This is a genomic window from Streptomyces luomodiensis (assembly GCF_031679605.1).
Lineage (GTDB): Bacteria > Actinomycetota > Actinomycetes > Streptomycetales > Streptomycetaceae > Streptomyces > Streptomyces luomodiensis.
Window position 1 is genome coordinate 247,227 of the sequence record NZ_CP117522.1, and the last position, 24,547, is coordinate 271,773.

The 24,547-nt window shown below is 71.9% G+C and carries 13 protein-coding genes; 9 read left to right on the top strand and 4 right to left on the bottom strand.

Features of this window, described 5'->3' with window-relative positions; genetic code table 11:
• Positions 1-88 precede the first annotated feature (88 nt).
• From PS467_RS01170 to PS467_RS01205, 8 genes are all read left to right on the top strand, one after another.
• The gene (locus tag PS467_RS01170; protein ID WP_311033517.1) at positions 89-946 is read left to right on the top strand and encodes an SDR family oxidoreductase; all 858 of its coding nucleotides are present in this window, start codon (positions 89-91) and stop codon (positions 944-946) included.
• A gap of 78 nt (positions 947-1,024) precedes the next feature.
• Positions 1,025-2,011 (top strand): SMP-30/gluconolactonase/LRE family protein, encoded by a 987-nt coding sequence (locus tag PS467_RS01175; RefSeq protein ID WP_311033518.1) that lies wholly within the window; start codon positions 1,025-1,027, stop codon positions 2,009-2,011.
• Between the two features lie 387 nt (positions 2,012-2,398).
• Positions 2,399-8,941 carry a polyketide synthase gene (locus tag PS467_RS01180; protein ID WP_311033519.1) on the top strand — a complete coding sequence of 2,181 codons (6,543 nt, stop codon included), beginning with the start codon at positions 2,399-2,401 and terminating at the stop codon, positions 8,939-8,941.
• The gene (locus PS467_RS01185) at positions 8,934-14,303 is read left to right on the top strand and encodes a type I polyketide synthase (protein ID WP_311033520.1); all 5,370 of its coding nucleotides are present in this window, start codon (positions 8,934-8,936) and stop codon (positions 14,301-14,303) included. The genes PS467_RS01180 and PS467_RS01185 overlap by 8 nt, the downstream gene beginning before the upstream one ends.
• Positions 14,304-14,306: 3 nt before the next feature.
• Positions 14,307-17,666 (top strand): type I polyketide synthase, encoded by a 3,360-nt coding sequence (locus tag PS467_RS01190; protein WP_311033521.1) that lies wholly within the window; start codon positions 14,307-14,309, stop codon positions 17,664-17,666.
• The gene (locus PS467_RS01195; RefSeq protein ID WP_311033522.1) at positions 17,663-18,325 is read left to right on the top strand and encodes a glutathione S-transferase family protein; all 663 of its coding nucleotides are present in this window, start codon (positions 17,663-17,665) and stop codon (positions 18,323-18,325) included. Before PS467_RS01190 ends, PS467_RS01195 begins: the two co-directional genes overlap by 4 nt.
• Positions 18,322-19,521: a cytochrome P450 family protein gene (locus tag PS467_RS01200; RefSeq protein ID WP_311033523.1), complete on the top strand. Its 1,200-nt coding sequence runs from the start codon at positions 18,322-18,324 to the stop codon at positions 19,519-19,521. The genes PS467_RS01195 and PS467_RS01200 overlap by 4 nt, the downstream gene beginning before the upstream one ends.
• 112 nt (positions 19,522-19,633) lie before the next feature.
• Positions 19,634-20,215 carry a hypothetical protein gene (locus PS467_RS01205; RefSeq protein WP_311033524.1) on the top strand — a complete coding sequence of 194 codons (582 nt, stop codon included), beginning with the start codon at positions 19,634-19,636 and terminating at the stop codon, positions 20,213-20,215.
• 128 nt (positions 20,216-20,343) lie between these two features.
• Here PS467_RS01205 and PS467_RS01210 read toward each other — a convergent pair whose 3' ends face one another.
• The 4 genes from PS467_RS01210 to PS467_RS01225 all read right to left on the bottom strand — a co-directional run bounded on the left by PS467_RS01210 (position 20,344) and on the right by PS467_RS01225 (position 23,280).
• A complete protein-coding gene (locus PS467_RS01210; RefSeq protein ID WP_311033525.1) occupies positions 20,344-20,691 on the bottom strand; it encodes a cupin domain-containing protein in 348 nt (115 codons plus the stop codon).
• Positions 20,688-21,626, bottom strand: coding sequence for an NADP-dependent oxidoreductase (locus tag PS467_RS01215; protein ID WP_311033526.1), 939 nt, complete (start codon positions 21,624-21,626; stop codon positions 20,688-20,690). The genes PS467_RS01210 and PS467_RS01215 overlap by 4 nt, the downstream gene beginning before the upstream one ends.
• Positions 21,627-21,651: 25 nt before the next feature.
• Positions 21,652-22,293, bottom strand: coding sequence for a sigma factor-like helix-turn-helix DNA-binding protein (locus PS467_RS01220; protein WP_432280524.1), 642 nt, complete (start codon positions 22,291-22,293; stop codon positions 21,652-21,654).
• A 93-nt stretch (positions 22,294-22,386) separates the two neighbouring features.
• Complete coding sequence (locus tag PS467_RS01225) at positions 22,387-23,280, bottom strand: LysR family transcriptional regulator (protein ID WP_311033527.1); 894 nt, start codon at positions 23,278-23,280, stop codon at positions 22,387-22,389.
• A 100-nt stretch (positions 23,281-23,380) separates the two neighbouring features.
• Between PS467_RS01225 and PS467_RS01230 the strand changes: the two genes are divergently transcribed.
• The gene (locus PS467_RS01230) at positions 23,381-24,469 is read left to right on the top strand and encodes an alcohol dehydrogenase catalytic domain-containing protein (RefSeq protein WP_311033528.1); all 1,089 of its coding nucleotides are present in this window, start codon (positions 23,381-23,383) and stop codon (positions 24,467-24,469) included.
• The last annotated feature ends 78 nt before the right edge of the window (positions 24,470-24,547 follow it).

Sequence of the window (24,547 nt, forward strand, 5' to 3'; positions counted from 1 at the left end):
CTTGAAGTGGTTCCTTACCAGAAGAGAGTGACCAGGTCATCCTGGGGTTCGTGCCGCGGGAGGTCCGCGGCAGGAAGGAAGTGTCCCCATGTCGATCGTTGTCACCGGAGCATCCGGACAGCTGGGCAGGCTCACCGTCGAAGCACTGCTGGACCGCGGGGTGCCGGCCCCGGACATCGTCGCGACCAGCCGGGACGTCGCCCGGATCAAGGAGTTCGCCGACCGCGGTGTCGTGGTACGCCGGGCCGACTTCGCGGACCCGGACAGTCTCGAGGCGGCCTTCGAGGGCGCGGACAAGCTGCTGCTGATCTCGACCACGACCGTGGACGAGCGGGTCGCCAACCACCGCCGAGCCATCGACGCCGCGGTGGCGGCAGGCGTGTCGCTGGTGGCGTACACGAGCATGGCGCACGCGGACACGGCCACCACGATCCTCGCCGCCACCCATCGCGCCACCGAGGAATACCTGCGGAGGCGCGCAGTGCCCAGCGTGCTGCTGCGCAACAGCTGGTACCTGGAGAACTACACCGGCCAGCTGCCGCTGGTGCTGAACAGCGGCTCCGTGGCCGGGGCCGCCGGCCAGGGGCGGATCAGCGCCGCGGCCCGTGCCGACTACGCCGAGGCCGCGGCGGTCGTGCTGACCACCGAAGGTCATGCCGGAAAGGTGTACGAGCTGGGCGGCGACGAGGCGTTCACCCTGGCCGGGCTTGCCACGGCGATCTCGGCTGCCACCGGGCGGCAGATCACCTACACCCACCTCCCGGCCGACGAGTTCGCCCACGCGCTGACCGGCGCCGGCCTGCCCGCCGAGCTGGCGCACGTCCTCGCCGACGCGGACCTCGGCATGAGCCGCGGCGAGCTGTTCACCGCTTCCGGTGACCTGCGTCGCCTGATCGGCCACCCGACGACGCCCCTGGCCGACGCGATCGCCGAGGCACTGCGCTGACAGGCCGACGAGGCGCCGGTTCGCCTTCCCGATTCACCCCACATCCCTCCCGCTCTCCCAGGGGAAAGGTCCTTCACGATGTCCACCCGCACCACCGCACGCGCCACATGGCCCCGCCCGCTTCTCACCCTCACTGCGGCGTCCGCCGCCCTGGCAGCCCTTACGCTCCCCGCCGCCGCCACGCCGGCCCATGACCGCGAGGACAGCGGCCACACGATCACGGTGGGCGGCAGCCAGGCCTTCCCCGAGAGCGTCGCGGCCGACCGCCACTACGTCTACACCGCCAGCATCGCCGACGGCACCGTCTACCGCGGGCGCCCCGGGGCGAAGACGCTCGACCCCTTCCTGCCCGGCGGCCAGGACGGCCGTACCCAGGCCACCGGGGTCAAGACCACCGGCGACCGCCTGCTGGTCGCCGGCGCCTTCACCGGGCGCTTCTTCGTCTACACCACCACCGGAGGGCTCGTTTCCTCCTACACCGTCCCCGATACGGGCGAGCCGACCCTCCTCAACGACGCGGCCGTCACCCCCGACGGGGACGTCTACATCACCGACTCCCTGCGCGCCGTGGTCTACCGGATACCGGCCGCCGAGGTGAACGCCCCTGCCACCGGCGCCCAGCGGACCCTGGAGGTGGCCTACCACCTGCCGGACTACGTGGCCGGCCAGTCCAACGGCAACGGCATCGTCACCTCCCCCGACGGCAAGTCGCTGATCATCGGCTACTGGTACAGCGGCGCGCTCTACCGGCTCGCCCTCGCCACCGGCGAGATCACCAAGATCGCAGCGCCGGCGCTGCCCAGCGCCGACGGGATAGCACGGCGGGGGAACACCCTGTACGTCGCCCGTTCCGTGGACAACGAGATCGACACCCTGCGGCTGTCCGGCGACAACACCCGGGCCACCGTCATCTCCGAACGCACCTATCCCGGAGCCGACACCGTCACCGGCGTCGCCGTGAGCCGGGACCGGCTGCTGGTGACCAACTCCCAGATGGACACCTTCCTCTACGGCGATCCGCAGACCAGCCCGGTGTTCACCCTCGAAAGTCTGCCGCTGCGCTGACCCCACGGTCAGGACCTCTCGAAGCGGATCTATCCCGCAACTGTTTCCCGGACAGGACTGGCTAATCCCGGAATCACAGCGGCGGTTTGCGGTCCAGAGTCGTCGACGCACGGTCATGTTCGCTTGATCAAGGGGCTGAATTCCAGCCAGTTGACTGTTGCGTAGTGATGCCTGCCGGAGAAGGCGGTCCGTGCGGTCTACATCTGCCGAGCCGCGGGCCCACGATGCAGGTCACATCCCTGATGTGGGTATCTGTGCGGACGGCGGACGCAAGGTCGCTCTTTACGCTGCACAAGCGCCGACAGTAAGATCCGGTTGGCTTGATGGGGGCGCTGGATTCCAGCCATTTGACCGTTGAGGTCTGATGACTATCGGAGGTAGCGGCTAGTGGGGTCTGAATCTGCTGAGTCGCTGCGGGGGTGGCTCATTTCACGGGTGGCCGAGCTGAGCGGCGTGGACCCGGAAGTCATCGACGGCCATGAGGTGTTCACCCGCTACGGGCTCGACTCACGCGGCCTCACCAGCCTCGCTGAGGAGCTCAGCGGGCTGCTCGGCCGGGCCGTACCGCCGCCCCTGGTCTGGCGGTATCCCAGCCCGTTCGCGCTCGCCGACCACCTCGCCGGTGCCGCCGAGCCGGCGGTGGAACCGGCCGCGGAACCGCTCCTGGCGTGGGAGGGGGGCGGGCAAGAGCCGGTCGCCGTCATCGGACTGGCCTGCCGTTTCCCCAAGGCGCCGTCGGCCGAGGCGTTCTGGCGGCTGCTCAGTGGCGAGGCGGACGCGGTCGGTGACCTGCCGGACGGCCGGTGGAGTGGTCGGGCCCGGGGCGGGTTCCTGGACCAGGTGGACCTGTTCGACCCGGAGTTCTTCGACATCTCCCCACGGGAGGCCGTCCACATGGATCCGCAGCAGCGGCTCGCCCTGGAACTGGCGTGGGAGGCGCTGGAGGACGCCGGGATCGCGCCCGGCAGCCTCGCGGGCAGCCGCACCGGGGTGTTCGCCGGGGCGATGTGGAGTGAGTACGGTGCCGGCATCTGCGCCGATCCGGAGCTGATCACCCAGCACACGCTGGCCGGCGGCGACCCGAGCGTGATACCTGCCCGCATCTCCTACGCTCTGGGTCTGCGCGGCCCCAGCCTCCAGGTGAACACCGCCTGTTCGTCGTCCCTGGTCGCCGTCCACCTCGCGGCACGCAGCCTCCGGGACGGCGAATGCGACCTGGCGCTGGCCTGCGGGGTGAGCCTGATGCTGGCCGGGGACACGATGACCGCGCTGACCCGGCTCGGCGCGCTGGCGCCGGACGGCCGGACGAAGGCTTTCGACGCCCGCGCAGACGGCTACGGCCGGGGCGAGGGCGCTGGGACGGTCGTACTGAAGCCCCTCAGCCGTGCCCTGGCCGACGGTGATCCGGTGCACTGCGTGATCCGGGGCAGCGCGGTGAACAACGACGGGGCCACCAACGGGCTGACCGCGCCGAGCCCGCAGGCGCAGGAGGCGGTGCTGCGCGAGGCCTGCGCCCGCGCGGGCGTGGCGCCCGCCGACATCCAGTACGTGGAAGCGCACGGCACGGGTACCGCGCTGGGCGACCCCATCGAGGCGGGCGCGCTGAGCGCGGTGCTGTGCGACGGCCGCCCGGCTGACCGGCCGCTGGTGATCGGCTCGGTTAAGAGCAGCATCGGCCACCTGGAGCCGGCGGCGGGGATCGCGGGGCTGATCAAGGTCATCATGGCGATGCGTCACCGCGCGCTCCCGCCGAGCGCTCAGTTCGACGAACCCAATCCACACATTCCGTTCGAGGACTGGGGGCTGCGCGTGCCCCGCCGGCTGGAGGCGTGGAGTCCCGACAGCGAGGGCCGCCTGCTCGCCGGGGTCAGCGCGTTCGGCTTCGGCGGGACGAACTGCCATGTCGTCCTCGAGGGCAGCGGCGAGGACCCCATGCACCTGGCGCGGCTGTCCGCCGAGTCGGCGGAGGCCCTGCGGGACGCGGCCCGCCGGCTGGCGTCCGCCGCCGATCCGTGGTCCGCCGCCCGCGCCTTGGCTGCCGATCCGGCATCGGGGCCGCACCGTCTCGCGCTGTCCTTCCGCGACCGAAGCGACCTCACCCGCGGGGTGGACAGTTTCCTCGCCGGCCGGGAAGCTCCCGGTGTCGCAGCCGGCCAGTGCGACGGGGACCGGCCGCGGATCGCGTTCCTCTTCGGTGGCCAGGGGTCCCAGTGGGCCGGTATGGGGGCGCGGCTGATGCGTCAGGAACCGGCGTTCCGGGCGGCGTTCACCCGCTGCGAGGCAGCGATGAGCCCGTACCTGGACTGGTCACCGAGCCGGCTGCTGACGTCGCAAGACACCCAGTGGACGACGTCGACCGAGCTCGCCCAGCCCGCGATCTTCGCCGTGCAGGTCGCTCTGGCCGAACTGTGGCGTCACTGGGGCGTCGAGCCGGACGCCGTCGCCGGGATGAGCATGGGAGAGGTCGCCGCCGCGCATGTGGCCGGCGCTCTCGGCCTTCAGGAGGCGGCCATGGTCATGTGCCATCGCAGCCGGCTCGCCCACCAGCTCACCGGCCGGGGCGGTATGGCAGTGGTCGAGCTGCCGGAGGCGGAGACGGGCGAACTGGTGCGGGAGCACGAGGGCCGGCTGTGGACGGCCGGCACGGCGGGGCCTTCCTCCACCGTGGTCTCCGGCGACCGGGACGTCCTGCGCGGCGTCCTTGACCGGCTCACCTCGCGCGGGGTCCGCTGCGGGCTGATCAACGTCAGCTATGCCTCGCACAGCCCGTACGTCGAGGAGATACTGCCCGATCTGCGCCAGGCCCTGGCCGGACTGCGCCCCGGGCCCTGCCACACGCCGTTCTACTCCTCCGTCACCGGGGGGCGGATGGACGGCGCCGCGCTGGACGCCGAGCACTGGGTGCGGACCGAACGCGAACCGTGGCGGTTCACCGACGCTGTCCGCAGCCTGCTCGCCGACGGCTACCGCGTTTTCGTCGACGCCGACCCCCACCCGATCCTCACCGACGCGGTTCAGCAGCACGGCGCCCGAGCCCTGCCGTCACTGCGCCGGGACGACCGCGGACGTTCCACGCTGATCGACTCCCTGGGGGCCCTGCATGCTCTCGGCGCGCCCTGGCGCCCCCGTGCCGCGGGGTGCGAACTTCTCGTCGTCTCGGGACGGACCCGTCAGGCGCTGCTCGCCTCGGCCGCGGCGATGGCCGGCCACCTCGATGCCCGCCCGGACGACGAACTCCACGACATCTGCCACACCGCGGGAGCACGGCGCACCCATCACGAGTACCGGCTCGCGGTCACCGCCACCACCACCCAGGAGGCGGCCGGGGCGCTGCGCGCCGCGGCCGCCGCCGCCGGCGCCGGTGGGGCGGAGGAGCCCCGCAAAGCCGACCCGGCCGGCGGTGTGGTGTTCGTCTTCCCCGGCCAGGGCTCGGAGTGGGCCGGGGTGGGCCGGACCCTGCTGCGGGACGAGCCCGTCTTCCGGGCAGCCGTCGAGGAGTGCGATCAAGCGCTGCGCCCGCTGACCGGCTGGTCGCTGACCGGGGAACTGAACGCGCCCGTGGAGGCGAGCCGTCTGGGGCGGACCGCGGTGGCGCAACCCGTGCTGTTCGCGGTCGAGGTCGCCCTGGCCAGGCTGTGGCAGTCCTGGGGCATCACTCCCGCCGCCGTGATCGGCCACAGCGTGGGAGAGATCGCGGCAGCCCATCTCGCGGGCGTGCTGCCCCTCCCCGAAGCGGCGCGCATCGTCCACCACCGGGCCCGGCTCATGGAGGGCGCGTCCGGCACGGGCCGGATGGCCGCCGTGGACCGGCCGGCCGGACAGATGCGGCCGCTGCTGGCCGGTTACGCGGGCCGGCTCGACATCGCGGCGGTCAACGACCCCGGCTCGGTCGTGCTCTCCGGCCAGGCCGATGCCCTGGCCGATGCCCTTGAGCGGCTGCGCAGCGAGGGCGCCCACTGCCGCGAGCTGCGGGTGAACCACGCCTTCCACAGCCACCAGATGGAGGCGGCGGCCGACGAGCTGGAACGCACGCTCGATCCCGTGAACGCACATCCGGCCGCCCTGCCCTTCTACAGCACCGTCACCGGCGCCCTGGTCACCGGCGAGGACCTGGACGCCGGGCACTGGGCCCGCAACATCAGGCGTCCGGTGCGGTTCGCCGACGCGGTGGACGCGGCGATATCCGGCGGGAGCCGGATCTTCCTCGAAGTGGGGGGCCACCCGGTCCTGATGGAGAACGTGCACAACTGCCTCGCGGCGCGTGAGGTGCGCGGTGCGTCCGTGGGGAGCCTCAGGCGCGGCGAGGCGGAGCGCGCCGCGCTGCTCCGGGCCGCCGGAGCCCTGCACACACGAGGCGCTCCGATCGACTTCGAGGGGCTGCTCGGGCCGGGCCGGGCCGTGCCGCTGCCTCCCTACCCGTGGCAGCGCGAGCGGTACTGGCTCACCGCGTCCTCGGCCGGTTCCGGGCATCCGCTGCTGGGTGAGGGGCTGTCCTCCTCCGTGACGCCGGGCACCCATTTCTGGCAGCGCGAGCTGAACCCGGTACGGCTGCCTGCCATCGCACATCTGCGCCTGCGCGGCAAGACCGTGGCGCCCGGTGCCGTGTTCGTCGAGATGGCCCTGGCCGCCGCGGCGGAGGCGTACCGGACCGAGGACGTCGAGCTCGCCGACATCGTCTTCGAGCAGGCGCTGTTCGTCGACGAGGCCGACGCGCCGACCGTACAGACCGTCCTGGGCGAGGGCATCGTGCAGATCTCGGGCCGCACCCAGGAGGGGTGGGTACGGCATGCGAGGGCCGTTGTGCGTACCGGCTCAGGGCCAGCGGCGGACGAGCCACAGGCGCCGCCGGGTCCGCAGTGCCTGCGGCAGGAGCGCGACGGCGCGGAGCACTACCGCCGGCTGGCCGCGGCCGGTCAGGAGATGGGTGCGGGCCTCAAGAACGTCAGGCGTCTGCGGCTCGGGCCGGGTGAGGTGCTGGCGGATGTGCGGCTCCCCGAAGAGGAACAGCGCCGCGCCGACCATTTCCACCTCCATCCCGCCCTGCTCGACGCCTGCCTCCAGGTGGCGGTCGTGCTGCGTGCGGAGACCTCGGGCGGTGCGCATCTGGTCACCGGGATCGGCCGGCTGCGGGTGGTGCGTCCGCCACTGGGTGCGGTGCGCGTGCACGGCCGGGTGTGCGGCGACGGCGTGGAGGTGTCCCTGCTGGATGAGCACGACCGGATCCTGGTGCGGGTCGAGGGTGTGCGGACCCGGCCGCTGCCCGGCGGACCCGACCGGCTGGACGAGTGCCTGTTCACGCTTGCGTGGCAGCGGCAGGATGCGCACTCGCGGCCGCTGGAGGGTGCGGGGGCGCCGGCGGCCGGCGGGCCGTGGCTGGTACTGGCCGAGGAGGACGACGGCATCGGGGCAGCGCTTGCCGGGGAACTGCGCGCCCAGGGCGCGCGGTGCACCCTGGTCACGCCCCGGCAGGCCGGGCGGGACGACCCTGGCGCCCTGCGGTCGGTGCTCGAGGACACCGTCCCTGCCGGGGTGGTCCACATCTGGAACAGCGGCACCTCCGGCGCGTTGGCGCTCGTGGACGCCGTGGTGGGACTGGGATGGCGGGACACACCGCAGATCTGGTGGGTGACCAGGGCGGCGCAGGCGGCCGGCGAGGGGCGGCACCCGGTGCGGGTGGATCAGGCTCCGCTGTGGGGAGTGGGCCGTGCCGCGGCCCTGAGCCACCCGGACCTGGGGTGCGCCAGGATCGATCTCGCGGCCGATCCCGGCGCCGGTGAGGCGGCCGCCCTCGCGGCCGAACTGCTGCACGAGGACCGGGAGACCGATATCGCCCTGCGTCCCGAGGGCCGTTACGTGGCCCGCTTGGTACCGGCGGGCCGTCTGGCCGACCGGGAGGTCGTGCTGCCGGGTACGGGAACCTACCTCGTGGTCACCGACGACGCCGAGCTGGCCGAGGCGCTGACCGGGTGGCTGACCGAGCATGGCGCCAGGGACGTCGCGGTATCCGCGCCGGCGGGCGACGACGAGGTGGCCGCTCTGGTCGCGGACTGCGCTACCGCCCGCATGCCGCTGCGCGGCGTCATCTGTGCCGATGCGCGCAGCGCATGGCAGCTCCACCAGCACACCCTGGGGTGTGAGCTGGAGCTGTTCGTGCTGTACTCCTCGACTGCCGCACTGCTCGGCCATGGTGGTGACGCGCCGGGGGACGCGCTCCTGGACGCCGTCGCACACCACCGCCGGGCCCTGGGTCTGCCCGGCGTGAGCGTGAACTGGGCCCCGGCGGGGGCGGACGGCATAGGGATCGGGCAGGTGACCCGGGCCGAGGGCTCGCGCGCGCTGAGCCGCGCCCTGGGTTCGGGCCTGGGCCAGCTGGCGGTGATGCGGCTGAACCTCAGGCACTGGTTCGAGTCCTGTCCCAGCGCTACGGGGACGCCTGTGCTGGAGGGGCTGGAGCACTCCGGTGACGAGAGCGGATCGTTCAGCGAGCGCCTCGCCGCGGCCGGCGCCGGGCAGCGGCCTGCGCTCCTCGAGGAACATCTGGTGGAGCAGCTGGCCCTGACGCTCGGTCAGGATGCCGCCCGGCTGGACCGCTCGGTGCCGTTCCGCTCCATGGGACTGGAGTCGCTGATGGCGGTGGAACTGCGCAACCGGCTGGAATCGACGCTTGGTGTGCGGCTGCCTGTGGCGCTGCTGTTCACCTGCTCCACGGTGGCCGCGCTGAGGGACCACGTGTGGGATGCCCTTGGCCTCGCCACTTCCCCAGCGCGGACCGATGGCGTGGCGGAGCGGGTGTCAGCGGCGGACAGGGACGTGGCAGGTCCCGACTGGTCCGGTTTGGAAGAGGAAATCGACCGCATGTCCGACGCAGAGGCCGAACGGCTCCTGCTGGAGAGTATCCGGCTCGCCGATGAGGAGTCGCCCCATGAGTGAGCAGCTGCCGGCGGTCAAACAGGCTCTGGTGACCATCAGGAAACTCCAGGCCCAGCTCGCCGCCGAACAGCGCGCGAAGAGCGAACCGATCGCCATCATCGGCATGGGCTGCCGCTTCCCCGGTGGTGTGACGGACCCGGAGGGGTTCTGGCGTCTGGTGGACGGTGGTGTGGACGCGGTCACCGAGGTCCCCGTGGACCGCTGGCGGGGCGGCGCCGTCCGCTGGGGCGCCTTCCTGTCGGACGTGGACGCCTTCGACGCCGCGTTCTTCGGCATCACGCCCCGTGAGGCGGCTGCCATGGACCCGCAGCAGCGGCTGCTCCTGGAAGTGGCCTGGGGCGCCCTGGAAAACGCCGGGCTGCCGCCGGACCGGCTCGCCGGCTCGCGCACCGGGGTGTTCGTCGGAGTCGTGGTGAACGACTACGACAAGCTCAGCACCGGCGCACGCGACATCTACACCGTGACAGGCAACGGCCACTCCTTCCCGGCCGGCCGGCTGTCCTACGTACTGGGCCTGGAAGGACCGTGCATGGCCGTGGACACGGCCTGCTCCTCCTCCCTGGTCGCGGTGCACCTGGCCTGCCAGTCCCTGCGCTTGGGCGAGTCCACGACGGCGCTGGCCGGCGGCGTCAACCTGATGCTCGCCCCCGACATGACCGACATGATGGCCACCGCCCAGGCGCTGTCCCCCGACGGCCGGTGCAAGACCTTCGACGCGCGGGCCAACGGCTACGTCCGCGGCGAGGGCTGCGGGGTGCTGGTGCTCAAGCGCCTGTCCGACGCCGTCGCCGACGGTGACCCGATCCACGCGGTCATCCGCGGCAGCGCGGTGAACTCCGACGGCCGCTCCTCCGGACTCACCGCCCCCAACGTCTCCGCTCAGCGGGACCTGCTGCGGCAGGCCCTGCGCACCGCGGGTGCCCAGGCTTCGGACATCGGCTACGTCGAGACGCACGGCACCGGCACGCCACTGGGCGACCCCATCGAGGTCGACGCCCTCAGCGATGTGCTCGGCGCCCCGCGTCCGGACGGCTCCCGCTGTGTGCTCGGCGCCGTCAAGACCAACATCGGGCACCTGGAGGCCGCCGCCGGAGTGGCAGGCATCATCAAGGCCGTACTGGCCCTGCGGCACGAGCGGATACCGGCCAACCTGCACCTGCGTACGCCCAACCCCCGTATCGACCTCACCTCCACCGCGCTCACCCTGGCCGGTGAACCCACCCCCTGGCCGAAGCGGGAGGGCCGGCCGCGGATGGCCGGGGTCTCTTCGTTCGGCATCAGCGGCACCAACGCACACCTCGTCCTGGCCGACCCTCCCGCCGAGGCGACGCCCGCCGCACCGCACCCCCAGCCGCCCGCCGGCCGGGCGGTCCTCGTTCCCCTCTCGGCACGCGACACCGGCGCGCTCGGCCGGCTGGCCGACACCTGGCGGGACCTGCTGGCTGGGAAGCCGGAGAACGTGGCGGACCTCGCCTACACGGCGGCCGTCCACCGCCAGCACCATCCGCACCGGGCGGCCTTCCTCCTGACCGGGCAGGCCGAGCCCCGCCTGGTCACCACCACCGCACCACAGCCGTCCAAGGTGGTGTTCGTCTTCCCCGGACAAGGCTCCCAGTGGCTCGGTATGGGCCGCGACCTGTACGCGCACGAGCCCGTCTTCCGTCAGACGTTCGTGGCGTGCGACGAGGCGGTGCGTGCGGAGACCGGCTGGTCCCTGATCGAGGAACTGCACACGGATGCGGCCGCGTCGCGGCTGGAGCGCATCGATGTCGTCCAGCCGCTGCTCTTCGCCATGCAGGTGTCGCTGGCCGCCCTGTGGCGCGCGGCGGGCGTGGAGCCGGACGCGGTCGTGGGCCACAGCATGGGTGAGGTGGCCGCCGCCCATGTCGCCGGAGCGCTCACCCTGACCGACGCGGCACGCATCATCTGCCGCCGCAGCCGGCTGATGCGGCGGCTGAGCGGGCACGGCGCCATGCTGCTGGTCGACCTGCCCGCCGAGGACGTCCAACGGGCCCTTTCCCCCTACGCCGACCGGGTCTCCGTCGCCGCCGGCAACAGCCGCCGGACAACCGTGGTGTCCGGCGACCGGGACGCGGTGGAGGAACTGCGGGCCCAGTGGGCCGACGCGGATGTCTTCTGCCGCCTGATCAAGGTCGAGGTCGCCTCGCACAGCCCGCAGGTCGAGGTGCTCGACGAGGACCTACGACAGGCGCTCGCAGAGCTTGAGCCGGCCACCGCGAAGGTGCGGATGTACTCCACCGTGGTGGCCCGGGACTGCGACGGCAGCGAACTCGGCCCCGACTACTGGGTACGGAACCTGCGCGCGCCGGTGCTGTTCTCCCAGGCGGTCGGCGCTCTCATGGCCGAGGGCGACACCGTCTTCGTGGAAATCGCCCCGCACCCGGTGCTGCTGCCGGCCATCGAGGAAGACGGGGGGAGGGTGCTGCCGTCATCGCGCCGGGACCACGACGAACGGTCGGTGTTCCTGGAGTCGCTGGCCTGCCTGTACACCGCGGGCCACACCATCGATTGGCGGGCCCTGCACCCGGGCGGCGGCCGATGTGTGGACCTGCCCCCCTACCCCTTTCAGCGTGAGCGGTACTGGGTGGACACCGCCCCGCCACCACACCCCACGACGGGCCACCCGCTGCTGGGTGAGCCAGTCAGTCCCGCGACCGCGCCCGGCACCCGTATCCGCCAGCGCACGCTGCGGCTGCCCTACCTCGCCGACCACCGGGTCGGCGGCTCGGCGATCCTGCCCGCGGCGGCCTATCTGGAAATGGCCCTCAGCGCGGCGCGGACTCCGCCCCTGCTACGGGATGTGTCCTTCGAGCAGATGGCGGTGCTGGGCCAGGACGGTACCGGGACCGTGCAACTCGTCCAGGAGCAGGACACCTTCACCATCTTCGCCCGCGCCGCGGACGGCGGGAGCTGGACGCGCTGCGCCCGCGGCACGGCCCTTGCCGCGGAGACGGACGTCGCGCCGCCGCCTTCCGCCGAGTCCCCGCACACCATCCGGTCGCGCTGCCCCACCCGCGTCACAGCGGATGAGCACTATGACGGTTACGCGCGGCGCGGCATCGACTACGGTCCCGCCTTCCGTCAGGTGGCGCAGATGTGGACCGGTGACGCCGAGGCGCTCGGGCGGATCTCCCTGTCCGGCTCCCCGGCCGGTTACCTGTGCCACCCGGCGCTGCTGGACTCCTGCTTCCAGGTGCTGGGCGCCCTCGTGCCGGACCAGGGTCCGCCCGCCCCCGTCGTACCGGTGGGCGTCGGCCGGATGCGCGTGTACCGGCGGCCCGGGGACCAGGTGTGGGTGCACGCCCGCCTCAGCGGCACCGGCGACACCGGCGATCTCCGTGTCCTCGACGACGATGGGCAGGTTCTCATCGAGGTCGACCACCTCGCGGTACGGCGGCTGGCCGCCGCGCCTTCCCTGCGGGAGGTGTGCTACGAGGTGGCCTGGCGCCCGGTGGAACGGCCCGCGCTTCCGTCCGCCGGCCGGCCCGCGAGGGGCCCGTGGCTGGTGCTGGCCGACCGGTCGGGCGTGGGGACGGCGCTGGTGTCCCTGCTGGAGGCGCGGGGCCAGGAATGCGCCGTGGTCCAGGCACACGAGATGGACCCGGCCGACGACGCGGCGTGGGAAAGCCTGCTGGACCGGGTTCTGGGCGAGCGGCGGGAGTGCGCCGGAGTGGTGCACCTGTGGAGCCTGGATACCACCCCCACCGAGCACACCACCGCACAGACGCTCATGGCGGACCAGCGCCTGACCGGCCTGAGCACGCTGAGCCTGGTCCGGGCCCTCGCGCGTCGCCGGTGGCGCGACCATCCCCGGCTGTGGCTGGTCACCGCCGGGGCGCAGGACGCCGGTGGCACACCGGTCGCGGTGTCCCAGGCTCCGCTGTGGGGACTGGCCAGGACACTCGGCCTGGAGCACCCCGAGGTGGCCTGCACCCGGGTGGACCTGGCCCCGCGACCGGAAGCCGACCAGGCAGCCGGGGACCTGGTGCTGGAGTTGACCGCCCCCGACGGCGAGGACGAGATCGCCCTGCGGCCAGCCGGACGCTACGCCGCCCGGCTCCTGCGGTCCTCACCCGACGCCGTGGCCACCCAGCCGGCGTTCGCCCCGGATGGCACCTTCCTGATCACCGGCGGTCTGGGCGGCCTGGGCCTGGGCCTGGCCGAATGGCTGGCCGCGCACGGTGTCCGGCACCTGGTGCTGACCGGCCGGAGCGCCCCCTCCCCCGAAGCCCGGCAGCGGCTCGAGTCGCTCACCGCGTCCGGCACCGAGATCGTCGTCCACTCCGCCGACGTGACCCGCCGTGAGGATCTGGCCCGCGTGCTCGCCGACATCGACACCCGGCTCCCACCGCTGCGCGGTGTCGTGCACGCGGCCATGGTGCTGGATGACCGCACCGTCATGGAACTCGACGCCGAGCGATACGACCGCGTCATGGAGCCCAAGGCGCAGGGCGCCTGGAATCTGCACGAGCTGACCTGGGGCCGGCAACTGGACCACTTCGTGCTGTACTCCTCGGCCGCGACCCTCCTCGGATCGCCCGGCCAGGCCAACTACGCCGCGGCCAACGCCTTCCTCGGCGCCCTCGCCCGGCACCGGCGGTCACTCGGCGCCCCCGCCCTGTGCATCGACTGGGGGCTGTTCTCTCAGGCGGGCATCATGGCCGGACGCGACGGGGACGGGCAACGGCTGGCACACCGCGGCATCGGCACACTCACCCCCGAGGAAGGCACCGAGATCCTCGGCCACCTGCTGCCCGGCACCACCCCGCACCTGGCGGCCCTGCGGGTGAACCTGCGGCAGTGGCTGGAGTTCTACCCGGCCGCCGCCAGAGCGTCGCTCTTCACCGAACTGCGCGGCGAGGAATGGGCCACACCGCCTGACCCGGCGGCTGACCCGGATCTTGCCGCCCGGCTGCGCGACGCGGCCCCCGCCCAGCGCAGCCGCCTGGTCCAGGAAGCGGTCACCGGACAGCTGGGGAAGATCATGCGGATCGACGCGGCACGGATCGACACGACCGCCGCGTTCACCAGCATGGGCATCGACTCGCTGATGGCGCTGGAACTCCGCAACCGTCTGGAGTCGGTCTTCGGCATCCGGCTGCCGGTAACGGCGCTGTTCGCCTCCCCGACCGTGGCCGATCTGGCCGAGCAGGTCGTCGCGCTGCTCGGCATCGCTGAAGAGACCCCAGGACCGGTCACCGGGAACGCCCCGGGACCCGTCGCGCGGGAGACCCCGGGGAAGGCCGCCGAAGCGGCCCCGGGAGACCTCGATGAGCTGGGAACCGACGCGTTGCTCGCGCTGATCGACGACGCGGTCGACCGGATAGAAGGAGGCGAATAGCCGGTGAGCGACCACCAGGACATCGAGGCCACGTACCGGTCGCGGCTGCTGAAGGCGGCCACCGCACTGCGCGAGATGGAAAAGCGCATCGAACGACTCCAGCGGCGGGACAGCGAACCGGTCGCCGTGATCGGCATGGGCTGCCGCTTCCCCGGCGGCGCCGACCGTCCCGAAAGCTACTGGCGGATGCTGTCGGAGGGAACCGATCCAGTCTCGGCACGCCCCGCCCGCTCCCCAGCGGACGGGGAGGCAGCAGGCGCTCCGCTCCCGGGGGCGGAGTGGGGCGCCTTCATCCCGGACACGGACACCTTCGACGCCGCGTTCTTCGGCATCTCCCCACGCGAAGCGGCCCAGATGGACCCCCAGCAGCGGTTGCTCCTCGAAGTCGCCTGGGAAGCACTCGAAGACGCCGGAACCGTCCCCCAACAGCTCGCCGGCAGCGACACCGGCGTGTTCATGGGCATGAGCACCAACGACTACCTTCTGCTCAGCAACGAAGCAGGTGCCCGGGACGGCTACACCGGCACCGGCACCACCCACTGCTTCGGCCCCGGCCGCCTGTCCTACGTCCTGGGACTGCGCGGACCGAGCATGGCGATCGACACCGCGTGCTCCTCCTCGCTGGTGGCCATACATCTGGCCATGCGCAGCCTGCGCAGCAAGGAAAGCTCCCTCGCCCTGGCCGGCGGGGTGAACCTCATCCTCACCGACACCACCACCGAGATGGTGGCCGACCTCCAGGCCCTCTCCCCCGACGGCCGCTGCCGCACCTTCGACGCACAGGCAGGCGGTTTCGTCCGCGGCGAGGGCTGCGGAGTGGTGGTACTCAAACGGCTCTCGGACGCCCTCGCCGCCCGGGACCGGGTACTGGCCGTCCTGCACGGCAGCGCGGTCAACTCCGACGGACGGTCGGTGGGGCTGACCGCCCCCAACCTCGCGGCACAGCGCGAGGTACTGCGCACAGCACTGGCCGACGCCCGTATCTCCGCCTGCGACATCAGCTACGTGGAAACCCACGGCACCGGAACACCGCTGGGCGATCCGATCGAGGTGCAGGCCCTCGCGGACGTCCTGGGCGCCCCGCGGCCGGACGGGTCCCGCTGCGTCCTCGGGGCGGTGAAGAGCAACATCGGACACCTGGAAGCGGCGGCGGGCATCGCCGGCCTGATCAAAGCCATCCTCGCGCTGCACCACCAGGAAATACCGGGCAACCTGCACTTCAACACGCTCAATCCCAGAATCTCCCTCACCGGCACACCGCTTGAGATCCCCACCGGCTCCGTGCCCTGGCCCGCGGGCGGGCGCCCCCGGCTCGCCGGTGTCAGCTCCTTCGGCATGAGCGGCACCAACGCACACCTCATCCTCGGCGAACCACCCGAGGCCGAGCCGGCCGAAGACGCCACGGACACCATTCCCGCCGGGCAGCGCTGGGCACCGGGCTCCCCGGTGCTGCTGCCGCTGTCCGCCCGAACCCCTGAGGCCCTGACCGATCTGACACAGGCGTACGCGGACACCCTCGCCCAGACCGCCGACAGCGACCTGCGGTCCCTCGCCTGCACCGCCGCGACCCGGCGCCAGCACCACCCGCACCGGCTCGCCGTCGTCGGCACGACCGCGACCGAACTCGCCGACGCACTGCGCACCGCCGTCACCACGGCGCCCGCCGCCGCCACCAGCCCCACACTCACCTTCGTCTTCTCCGGCCAGGGCACACAGTGGGCGGGCATGACAGCCGAACTCCGGTCCAGCGAGGCGGCCTTCGCCGCCGCACTCGCCGAGTGCGACCGGCTGATCGCCCAGCATGCCCCCATCTCCGTGCTGGAGGAACTCGATGCGCCCGCTCGCCTGCACCTGACCGACATCGCCCAACCCGCCATCTTCGCGGTGCAGGTGGCGCTGGCGGCGCTGCTCGCCTCCTGGGGAGTCGAACCCGACGCCGTGATCGGCCACAGCGTCGGCGAGATCGCGGCCGCTCACCTCTCCGGCGCACTGGACCTTCCCGAAGCCGCCCGCCTGGCCGTACTGCGCGGCCGGGCCATGGCGCAAGGGCATGGGCGCGGCGCGATGACCGCCGTCGCACTCGGGCCGGAGGAGGCAGCCGCCGAGCTGCCCGCCATGGACACCGGCGTCGTCGTGGCCGCGGTCAACGACGACCATTCCGTCGTACTGTCCGGAGACGCCGACGAGCTCGCCGCCGTCGTGGCACACCTGCAACAGCGCGGTGTGCGCTGCCGCGCACTGGACGTCGACTACGCCTTCCACTCACCCCAGATGGCCCCGATGGCCGAACAGTTCGCCCACGACCTCGGCCACGTCACCACACAGCCAGGCAGCCGGCCGCTGTACAGCGCCGTCCACGGCAAACGCTGCACGGGAGAAGAACTGACCGCCGCGTACTGGGCGGACAACATACGGCAACCGGTGCTGTTCGCGGAGGCGGTACGGGCCGCGGGCACCGACGGGCACACCGTCTTCCTCGAAGTGACACCGCACTCGGTCCTGTCCGGCCACCTCAAGAACCTCCAGCCGCAGGCCACCGTGATCCCCACCCTCAGGCGGAATCGGCCAGAGGTGCCGGCCATGCTCACCGCCCTGGGCGCCCTCCACACCAGCGGCTGCCCGGTGGACTTCGCCGCCCTGTACCCCGAACGTCCCCGCCCGGTGACCCTGCCCACCTACCCGTGGCAGCGCAGACGCCACTGGCTGCACACCCCGCCCGCATCCACCACGGCCACTGCTGCTGCCCGGCACCCGCTGCTCGGCACCCGGTTGGACATCGCGGGCACCTGGGCGGTGTTCGAGACGCGGTGGGCAGCGGTGGACGAACCCCTGATACGCAAAGCCGTGCAGGCGGCAGCGGAAGCGGCCTGGGACGCCGGGCCGGTGCGGATCGAGGACTTCACCATCCAGGGAACCCCTCCGGCGCCGGGCCGGGTCCAGCTCGTGGTCAGCGGCTCCCCCCAGGACGGTGCCGTGGTAACCGTCCACGGCCGGGGGGACGACGGCAGGTGGACACCGTGCGCCACCGCACGCGCCCAGGCGCGGCCCGCCGGCGCCTCATGGCCCCAGGAGCTGCTCGCCCTGCCCGCCGACCAGCGCGAGGACGCCATCGCCCTGGCCGTACGTACCGACACCGCGACCGTCCTGCAACTGCCCTCGCCCTCCGAGGTCGGGGACGATCAGCCGCTGATGGACCTGGGCATGGACTCGCTGATGACCGTACAGCTGCGGCACGAGCTGGCCGCGCGCACAGGGTGGGCGCTCCCCTCGACACTCGCGTTCGACCACCCCACCCCCCGGGCCATCGCCCGCTACCTGATGGACGTACTCGACGCCGGCGGAATCCAGGAGGACACACCATGAAGGTCTACGGAACGACCACCAGCGCCTGCACACACAAGGTCTTGATGGTGCTGGCCGAGAAAGGCTGCGAAGCGGAACTGGTCGAAGTCAGCGTGCTCAAAGGCGAGGACAAGTCCCCCGAGCACCGGGTCCGCCAGCCCTTCGGGGAGATCCCCGTCCTGGAGGACGACGGCTACCTGCTGTATGAGTCCCGGGCCATCATCCGCTACCTGGACCAGCGGCTCCCGGGCCCCTCGCTGACCCCCGCCGACCTCCGCTCGCGGGGACTGATGGAGCAGTGGATCAGCATCGAGCAGTCCTACGTCAGCGGCCCGGTATGGGAACTGGTCAGGTCAGGCCCCGTCTACGACGTGATCCGCAACAGCCCCGGAGCCGCACTGATGCCGCCCCCGCCGGACGCGGCGGCCATCACCGCGGCCCGAGCCGAACTCGCCCAGGCCTTCGACGTCGCCGACGCCCGTCTGGCCGAGCACCCCTACCTGGCCGGCCCCGACTTCTCCCTCGCCGAGGTCACCTGGCTGCCCTACCTCCAGTACCTGTTCGCCTCCGGCGGCGGCGACCTGGTCACCCAACGCCCTCACCTGGCCCGATGGTGGCAGCAGATCAGCAACCGCCCCACCTGGCAGGCCGTCGGCAAGGTACTGGACCGGCCCGAATGAACACGTACGACCTGTGGAGCGACCACACCAGCGCCGACCCGCTGCCCACCCTCGCCCGGATGCGTTCCGACGCACCCGCCATACGACTGTTCAACCCATACCAAGACGCACCTGAGTGGTGGGTGACCCGGTACGACGACGTGGCCGCCCTCCTCCACGACCCGCGCTTCAGCAGAGACAAACGCAAACTCTCCGAGCAGGCCCGCGCCCGCTACTTCCGGGTGACCGAACTGGACCAGCTCGACCAGCACGTGCTCTACTCCGACCCTCCCGAACACACCCGACTCCGCTCCCTGGTCGGCAAAGCCTTCACCCCACGCCGCATCGCCGACCTGACACCGCGCGTCGAAGAGGCCGTCGAAAGGCTGCTGGACCAGGCAGAACAGCACGACACCACCGACCTGCTGGAGGCCCTCGCCTTCCGGCTCCCCCTCGCCGTCCTCACCGAACTGATCGGCATCCCCGAAGAAGACCGGGAGAAGTTCCGCGAGTGGACGGGCATCCTGGTGGCCCCCGCCGACTTCACCGCCCTGGCACGGATGGCCACCGAGTTCCAGGAGTACCTGGAACGGTTCCTCGCCCAGCGCCGCACCAGCCCCCGCCCAGACCTCACCAGCGCGCTGATCGCAGCCGAGGAGAGCGGCGAGCGGCTGACCCCGGCCGAGCTGATGAGCATGGTCTTCCTCCTCATCGCGGCGGGCTTCGAAACCACCGGCAACCTCATCGGCAACAGCGTATGGGCCCTCCTGACACACCCCGACCAGCTCAGGCGCCTGCGCGCCGACCCCGCCCTGACCGGCTCCGCGGTCGAAGAAGTCCTGCGCTACTGCCCACCGGTGAAAAACACCACCGGCGCCTTCCCCCTGGAAGACACCGAATTTTGCGGAGTGACCATCCCCGCGGAAGAAATGATCGTCGGCTCTCTCCTCTCCGCACACCACGACCCCACCCACTTCCCCGATCCCGAGCGCTTCGACATCACCCGCACACCCAACCGCCACCTCGCCTTCGGCCACGGCATCCACTTCTGCCTGGGCGCCGCACTCGCCCGTCTGGAAACCACCATCACCCTCAACGCACTCCTGCGCCGCTACCCCCACCTCACCCTCGCCGCCGACCCCGACACACTGCGCTGGAAAGACGGCGTATTCATCCGAGGCATGGAAACCCTGCCCGTCACCTGGGGAGACCGGTAAAACACCACCACCACAGCGCCCCCTTCCGGGACATCAACCAGACCACAACAAACGGAGCAAGGTGAAAACGGTGCAGATACGGCAGGCAACACCGGACGACATCGATGCCATCATGGCCGTGGAACAAGACTGGGAAGAGCCACAGCGCGCAAGCCGCGAACAAATGCTCACCCGCCTGCGGGTCTTCCCCGAAGGCTTCTGGCTCTTCAACAACACCAGCGGGGAAACCGTGGGAACCCTCATGGGCTTCCCCCTCCACTACTCCCCCGCCGAAGTATCCGAACTCAGCAGCTGGGACACCGTTACCAACCACGGCCACTACCCCGACATCGACCTCACCACAGCCAACGCGCTCTACCTCGCCTCCGGATCGCTCAAGCGCTCCGCCAGAGGCGGCACGGCCTACGCAGCCATGATGGAAACCCCAGTCGACCTCGCTCAACGCCTCGGCCTCGACTACGTCCTCGCCGGCGCCAAAATCCCCGGCTACGACGCCTACTGCCGCCGATACGGCGAAATCGACGCGCGCGACTACGCCTTCAAGGAACTCAACGGCTGCCTCATCGACCCGTTCCTGGAGATGTACCGGGGCCACCACTACACCGTCCCCGACCGCAATCACATCATCCCCGACTACTACCCCGACCCGCCCAGCCGCGACTACGGGGCCCTCGTCGTACGCCACATAAAATAAACCCACCCCATCCATCTCACGTCTCACAGCCGCTCGCGGATGCGGACAGGGGCACCCCGTCCGGGCGTACCACCCGGCGACCACCGATTCGTTCGTGTGGCGCGCCGCGCCCTTCGGACGCGACGTGGTCACCGGTGGTGTCTGTTCCGGCAGGAGCCAGAGGTTACGGGCTTGCCTTCGAGCCGGCTGCGCACGGTGCCTTCGAGGACGTAGGCGTAGACGAACGCCCGGCCGTGCCGGTGCGGCATCGCGTGTGCGTTGGGCGGGAAGTCGACGACCGCCGAGGTGAACGTCTTGCCCTTCGCATTCGGAAGGGCCTGCTGGAGCAGCGGCCTGAGGGTTTCGGTGGGGCGCGTCGATGCCACGGCCGCGGTCGGCGTCTTGGCATGGGCGGGCTGGTCCGAGGACGAGCAGGCCGTGGCCGCGGTCAGCGTGGTGACGGCCAGCAGGCCACCGGCGATCCGCATGCCGATCACGATCGGTCTCCTGTTCCGTCTTGCGTGACGCGGATGATCGTCTTGCCCGGAGTGCGCTTGCCGGGGGCGAACGCGGCGGGCGCTTCGGCAAGCGGCCGCACAGCACCGACGACCGGCTTGAGCCGGCCGTCCCTCAGCCGCGCGGCGAGATCGGTGAGCCGAGCGCGGTCGGGTTCGACGACGAAGAAGATGGCCCGCCCCTCTTTGGGCTGGACCTTGGGCGGCATGGCGATGGTGACGAGCGTGCCGCCGGCCCGGACCAGGGCGGCCGAGCGGTCGAGGATGTCGCCGCCGATCACATCGAACACGACGTCGGCCTCGCCGGCGTCCTCCAGTTCCTCGGTCCGCAGGTCCAGGAAGGTGTCGACGCCCAGGGCGAGAGCCCTGTCCCGGTCGGCGGACCGGCCGGTGCCGATGACCCGGGCGCCGGCCTCGCGGGCGAGCTGTACCGCGATCGACCCGACGCCGCCCGCGGCACCGTGGACCAGGACGGTCTGGCCGGTGGTAAGGCGGCCGTGGTCGAACAGGCCCTGCCAGGCGGTCAGCCCGGAGATCGGCAGGGCGGCGGCCAGGGTGTGGTCGATGTCCGCCGGCAGCGGCGCGAGGTTGCGGGCCTCCACCGCGGCGTACTCGGCGAGCGAGCCGTTGCGGGTCCAGTCGGCGAGGCCGAACACCCGCTGGCCGACCCTCAGGCCGGTGGTGCCGTACCCCAGCTCTGCGACGACACCGGACAGGTCGTGCCCGGGTACGCTCGGCGTCCGGTCGCGGCCGGCACGATCGGTCCACGTGCCGGGCCAGTCCAGCTCTCCGGGGGTGAAGCCCGCCGCGTGCACCCGCACGATGACGTCGTTCTCGGCCGCGTGGGGGTAGGGCATGTCCGTCAGGGACATCCCGGCGAGACCGGCGTCACGGTCTCGCACAGTGATGGCTTGCATACAGGTCCTTACTGGGAGGGGCGATTCAGGCGAGCAGTCCGTTCGGCGCAGCCCGTTCACGCACAGGGCTCGTCGTCGGAAAGACGCGGGCAGGTGGATGTATGCCACTTCGTACGATCGATCTCACCTGCTCGCGCACGCCTTCGCGGTAGAACACCTGGGCGAGCTCGCCGCCGACCTCGGGGAAGTCGATGCGGTCCGGGTGCCGCTGGCGCCACACCCGCGCGCGCCGCGGAGACCTTGCCGCCCCGTCGGTGACGTAGACGGCGTCCGGGTGCAGGAGCCTGACCAGGCCGGCCAGGGCCCCGGCCTCGTAGGCAGCGCGGAAGACCGCGAGGACGCGTTCGCGTTCCGCCTTCGACGCCTGCGGCATGGACTGCTTCGCTTTGGCCACCCGCCGTCGCGCCCGCGAGGCGAGCTGCCGGGCACCCGGCACGGAGACGTCCAGCACTTCGGCGATCCGGCCGAACTCAAGACCGAAGACGTCGTGCAGGACGAAGGCCACCCGCTCCGGCGGGGACAGCTCCTCCATGATCAGGAGCATCGCCGAACCGACGGACTCATCGACGAGTACCGGTTGCGAGGCGTCCGGCCCCGTCAGCAGCGGTTCCGGCAGCCACGGTCCGCCACAGGTCTCCCGGCGGAAACGGGCACCGACCAGCGCCACGGGCCGGCTCCCCGCGGCCGTTATGCGCGGCCGCGGGGAGCGAGAAGTAGGTGCAGGGCCGTACACGCGATCGTGCGCGGCCTTGGCGGCGGTTCAGGCGGTCGAAGTGATCGCTCGGGTGACGGCCGTGATCGCCGGGGCGGGGTGGCCGGGGAGGCGTGCCACGAGCACCCGGCGGATCTCGGGGGGTGCGCCGTCGACGCACAGCAGGCTCACCCCGGGCGGCAGCACCGGTGAGAGCCGGTTCGGCACCGTCGTCACACCGAACCCGCCGGCGACCAGCTGGAGCTTCGTCAGCCAGTCGCGCGCGGAGTGGAGGATGCGCGGCCGTCCGGGCAGGCCGGGCCAGACGCCGAGCAGCGGCTCGGAGCTCGATGACGGGGTGGCGATCCACGCGGCGTCGACCAGCTCGTCGACGTGCACCGAGGTGCGTCCGGCGAACTCTCCGGTCGACGCCACCGCCACGACCAGTTCGGTGTCCGCGACGGTCTCGACGTGCAGGCGCGGCGAGTCGCCGTCGAAGGGCCGGTGGGGTGGGCGGGACGTCAGCACGGCGAGGTCGAGCGAGCCCGCGCGCAGCGCCCGGATCAGCGTGGGCGTGGTGCCCTCGCTGGTGGTGACCGTGATCTGCGGGCCGGCCGCCGCGAGGTGTGCGAGCGCGGCGGGCAGGACCACCGCGCCCGCGCTCAGGAACACCCCGAGCCGCACCAGTTCGGTCCGCGGGACGGTGCCAGTGAGTTCCCGCTCGGCCGCCGCGAGCGAGGCCAGGACCGTATGGGCGTGCCGCAGCAGGGTCAAGCCCGAGGGGGTGAGCCGTACCCCGTCCGGCCGGCGTTCGAACAGGGTGGTGCCCACACTGCGTTCGAGGGCGGCGGCCTGGCGTGAGACGGCCGACTGCGTGTAGCCGAGTCGGGCAGCTGCCGCGGTGAAGCTGCCGGACTCGGCGATCTGCCGCAGGACCCGCAGTCCCGCGCTGGAGATGTCCATGCGACATACGCATACCATGAATGCCAGATCATCGCTTCCCGCATGCCCACCCAGCTCCTAGTGTCGATCCCACAGCACGGACGAACATGGAGGTCATCACGTGCGAGCAGCAGTTCTGACGCAGTTCGGCGCCCCGCTCACCGTGCGGGAGGTGCCGGACCCCGAGGCCGGGGGCGGTGAGGTGGTGGTCGAGGTCCTCGCCGCCGGCGTGGCTCCCTACGCGGCCGAAGTCTTCAGCGGCAAGCGGAAGTACCCCCTTGTCCCTCCTGTCGTGCCCGGTGTCGGCGCGGTGGGGCGGATCGTCCACGTCGGCCCCGACGCCACCCGGCTGCGGGTCGGCGACCTGGTGTGGTGCGACTCGACGGTGCGCTCGCGGGACGATGCCCTGACGCCCGACATCACGCTCCAGGGCTGGAGTTCGCGCGGCGAGGGCGGCGCGCGGCTCGCCGAGTACCTGCACGACGGCGCGTTCGCCGAGCTCATGCGGGTCCCGACGGAGAACGTCTTTCCGCTGCCCGCCGCGGCCGGGAAGGATCCGGCCCGCTGGGCCGCGCTCACCGTGCACACCATCTCCTACGGCGGGCTGCTGGCGGGCGGGCTCGCGGCCGGCGAGACGCTGCTCGTCAGCGGGGCGACCGGCAACCTCGGCAGCAGCGCGGTCGCGGTCGCGTTCGCGATGGGAGCGGGCCGCGTGGTCGCCCCGGGCCGCAACCAGGCCGCGCTGGACCTCCTCGCCGACCGGTTCGGTCCGCGTCTGCGCCCGGTCCCGCTGACCGGGGACGAGGCCGCCGACCGCGCGGCGATGTCCGCGGCGGCCGACGGCCCGATCGACATGGTGATCGACCTGCTCCCGCCGAGCGCACCCAGCTCGGCGTCGCGCGCGGCGGCCATGACGGTGCGCGAGTACGGCCGCGTCGTCCTCATGGGCGGCGTCGGCATGCTCGGTGGCGACGACCTCGCACTCCCGTACCCATGGATCATGCGTAACTCGATCACCGTGCGTGGGCAGTGGATGTATCCGCGCACCGCCAACGTCGGCATCATCCGGCTCCTCGCCGCGGGGACTTTGGATCTCGCCCCCGAACGGGTCCGGTCGTTCGACCTCGATGCCGTCAACGACGCCATCGCGTACGCCGCCGCGCACGGCGGCCCGTTCGACCGCACCAGCCTCACCCCATCGGCCGGCTGACAAAGCCCGCTGATCCCCACCACGGGGACGGCCACGACCGCATGGTGTCCTGACCCCTGAGGTGCACCTGTCCAAGCC